This is a genomic window from Candidatus Cloacimonadota bacterium, from assembly GCA_020532355.1.
Classification (GTDB): Bacteria; Cloacimonadota; Cloacimonadia; order Cloacimonadales; family Cloacimonadaceae; genus UBA5456.
Window position 1 is genome coordinate 1 of sequence record JAJBBD010000015.1, and the last position, 3,896, is coordinate 3,896.

Annotated in this window: 4 protein-coding genes; all 4 read right to left on the reverse strand. The window is 42.0% G+C overall.

Going from position 1 to position 3,896, the window contains the following annotated elements:
* Positions 1-226: 226 nt before the first annotated feature.
* Positions 227-1,006 (reverse strand): HNH endonuclease, encoded by a 780-nt coding sequence (locus LHW48_00375; protein ID MCB5258916.1) that lies wholly within the window; start codon positions 1,004-1,006, stop codon positions 227-229.
* 272 nt (positions 1,007-1,278) lie between these two features.
* On the reverse strand, positions 1,279-2,076 hold the full coding sequence (locus LHW48_00380) for a HEAT repeat domain-containing protein (GenBank protein ID MCB5258917.1): 798 nt from the start codon (positions 2,074-2,076) through the stop codon (positions 1,279-1,281).
* A 175-nt stretch (positions 2,077-2,251) separates the two neighbouring features.
* The gene (locus LHW48_00385) at positions 2,252-2,818 is read right to left on the reverse strand and encodes a hypothetical protein (protein MCB5258918.1); all 567 of its coding nucleotides are present in this window, start codon (positions 2,816-2,818) and stop codon (positions 2,252-2,254) included.
* 361 nt (positions 2,819-3,179) lie between these two features.
* A complete protein-coding gene (locus LHW48_00390; GenBank protein ID MCB5258919.1) occupies positions 3,180-3,605 on the reverse strand; it encodes a hypothetical protein in 426 nt (141 codons plus the stop codon).
* Positions 3,606-3,896: the final 291 nt, after the last annotated feature.

The window sequence follows — 3,896 nt, forward strand, 5'->3', positions numbered from 1 at the left end:
CTTGCACTTGCCGAAGGGATTTTGAAAACCTGCTGATATGCGATGTGGCGCTTAGCCACAGATGCATAGCAGCGGGCTTGACCCGCGGCCCGATATAGCGAAATGGAGCAAAGCGACATTTCGCTATATCGTTTGGCATTGCCGACGTCGATGAGCCTTAGCGCAACCGCGCTTGGCGAATCGATGTGGCCGCGCCCGCTTCATGATTCGACATGCTTGTCCAACATCATAAATTGACTTCCCGCGGCCCGAAGCGGCAATGCTGTGTTATGCGCTGTTGCTCACCACGAAGCATTTCTTTTACTTCATCTATACTAAATGGCTCTTTTTTACTATGAATAATTAGATGGCAATTGGGACAAACAGGACGTAAATCTTTTATTGGGTCGATTACGTATTCTTTTTTAATTTCCGATAGCGGAATCAAATGGTGTACATGAATTTTTCCCTCTCCAATCGGTCCGTATTGTACTCCAAAGTTAAAACCGCAAACATAACAAGAGCTTCCATAGTATTTAATACATTCATTCTTAGCCTTTCTATTTCTTTCATAACGATTGACGGAAATTCGAGTAATTGCTCCTTCTACAAGTTCTGTACTTTCTGATTCAATCTCATCTTGATAAAGTATAGTTTGCTCGGTTTCACCAAATGCCTTTTCATATCCAATCACTAGTTGAGGCCGCATTATCCAAGGGAACCTGTTCCCTTCCTCATATCCTAGAAAGGGTACATGCCACCAACGAGGAGAACCATCTTTACGCAATGGTGGTTGAACCTTTGTTTTCTGAATAACCCGTTTGCTAAATCTACTTATCTGAAGATTAACCGGTCCATGATGTGACAAACCCATATAATGAGCTATTTCTGATGCCCTCAATTCATGGTTTTCACTTTCATATATGAGTTTAAGTATTACAAGATCTTTTTCGTATGTAATACTGCGATCTAAAAGTATCTCTTTCCATATGTCACTGCTTATATCTAGTGCATCATTATAAAACAAGTTAATCACCTCTTTTTCGGTGCAATGGCGCATAACGTTTGGCATTGCCGACGTCGATGAGCTTACAAGGCGGGCAGTCTTCTTCGATTCCGCTCTCCCCGCCGACTCGGTTAGAGAATCGATGTGGTCGCGTCGGCTCCATGATCACCTTACCTGTCCGACATCATGAGTTGACTTTCCGCGATCCGGAGCGGCAATGCTGTGTTATCTGATGTCGGACGCGCCCCCGGAATAAGGCTACCAAGGATGGTAGCCACTTTCATTCGCTTCAACTACTGTAATTGGTCCAAAGATATTTTTGCCGCTTTTCTCACTTCAATATTTTGATCTAGTATTGCATTTTCCAAGACGATCCTCACTTCCGGAGTTGATATTCCGACTTGTCCAATACTTCTTGCTGCCTCCCACCTGATCGCTGGTTGGGTATGGGTTTTAAGCATTTTTACTAGAGGTTCAATCACTTCTATATGTTTAAATGCACTTAAGGCTCTAATAACTTTCCATGTAGTTACCTCATTACCTAAATATTTCTCAAGTACTTCCAGTAATACTGGTAACGGACTCATATCATGACTTTTACTCACAATTCCTCCAATTGCATCTATTGCCTGCTGGGTCTCAAAACCATCCCCATTCTCAACTATCTTGATCAAGTACGGAATGGCCGGTTTACCTATCTTAATCAAGGTTCTAGCGGCTAAATCTCTGGCTAATGGATAACTCCTTTTTCCAAAATATTTCTTTGGTAATTCTTTTTCTTGATTATTACCGATCTTTCCAAGAAGCTGGATCAGCGGCTTTACCGCCGGTTCTCCCATTTTCCCTAATGCTTCGGAAACTGCAATCCTCGAATATAATGATTTTTCTGTTTGCAAATGCTTACAGAGCTCCGGTATCATTTCTGTTGCCTTTTTATTACCCATCAAAATTGCTCCAATGGTTCTGCTTTTTGGGTTGCTACTATTTAAGAGTTTAGCAAATTCTTCAATCGGAGAACCTTCATGTTGTTTAATTTCAGTCTCCGATACCTGCCCACGCTTTTGTCTATTATGTTTTTTTAGTTCTTCCATATTTTCCTTCCGAATTCTAGCGGCCACTATAGCCGCTTCATTGCGTCCGATGTCAGATAACGTTTCGAGGAGTCCCGCAGCGTCCCAACCACATGCATCATCCTCTAGTTGCGGGACTCCTCTGTTAGGCGAAGTCGGACGCTTGTAATTCAGAGCCCGCCAGGACGGCGGGCCCTTATACAACCGGCTTGCCATCCGAATCTAATAAGTAACTATCTCCGTTCCAGTCTCGCACCTTTATTCTATCGTTTAAAATGCACAAACAATCCTCTCCTTCGGGGTCCACGAAAATATCTGCCCCAGAGAATTGCCATTGGATATTTCCGCCCTTATCAATACATGTAATTTCTAATTCCCCATTAACTATGAAATTATATAAAAAGCGATAAATACCTAAACAACAGGAATAGTCACATTCTGTTTGCCAATCTAATATTAAATCTGGAAGCGACAAACAGAATGTTCTGTTACCCACAATAATTATTAAACTACTGTCATCAATTACGAAGGATTTTGAATGAACCCTAGTAGGACTACCAGAGCTCATTATAATTACACGTTTTAAAACATCGCCATCTTTCATAATAGACAAACCACATTTACTCAAAAGATGATGATTCGCGAGTGATCGGTCGTAATATTCATTATCATAAATGTACTTATTGTCAGTTGAGTTCGGCGTATACGTTAAGTCATCATAAATCTCTAAAATATATTCACCGCCAAATAGCTCTACATTCACAAAAATCTCTCCGATTCTTTTCCAAAATCGACTCGTGCCAAGGATGGCGCGACCCCCGTCCGATTTCGCCTAACGTGTAGGTATGCGACGGCTCTGAGTCGGACCCGTAAGGAATACCCCTTGGCAGCTTTAGCTCGACGAAGAGCTGTGGTGCGGCATTCTTCGTGGGATGACCAACGATAGCCCTGCTTCATGCTCTTTCTCACCCGCACCCTTGTGCATACCTGTTGTTATCGGATGGATGAGGTCCCCAGAGACCAGCATGTCACACGGATGTGACATGCTTAAACAAACCTTTAAATGCCACTTGCTAAATATTTTTATAAAGAATGCATCATAATTCAAATAATGATTATGCTTATTATATGAAGTCAACTGTGTTTCTCCAGTCATCGGGTACATCCAGCCAGAAAGCAGGAATCAAACAAGGTAAATACTTTTCTGTATTTGGCCATCTATTAAAAACATATGGGATGATTTCGTTGTTGTCCTTAATTTTTACATTTGGGATTTGATACATTTCGCTAAACCAACCATCGAAATATTTGCTCGTTGGCCCTCCACCGCCATGCGGACATCCTGTCTCTTTGTTACCTCCTATCGTGCAGTGGCACCACCAAGTAATATCCGAAACCTTGATACCTAATTCAGTTAGAGACTTAACAAATCCAGAAACATTTTCTTTTACGGTGATACAGTCAATATATCCCCATCCAACAGGCTGTATTTTATAAGTTAATAATAATTTATCAAGTGCATTTTTTGTTTTTTCATCAATATTGGTCATGGATATCCTCGCACATTATATAAATAATATTTACTACACATTTTCAAACTATAACCAAGCACTCAAATCTCCAAAGCCCTTCTCATACAATCCGCGACACGATGTCGCGGCCTTTGCCTCATCTTTCCGATAACGGGCCGCGGGTTTACGAAGTCCGTGAGGCCTAGGGCTTGCACTTGCCGAAGGGATTTTGAAAACCTGCTGATATGCGATGTGGCGCTTAGCCACAGATGCATAGCAGCGGGCTTGACCCGCGGCCCGATATAGCGAAATGGAGCAAAGCGACATTTC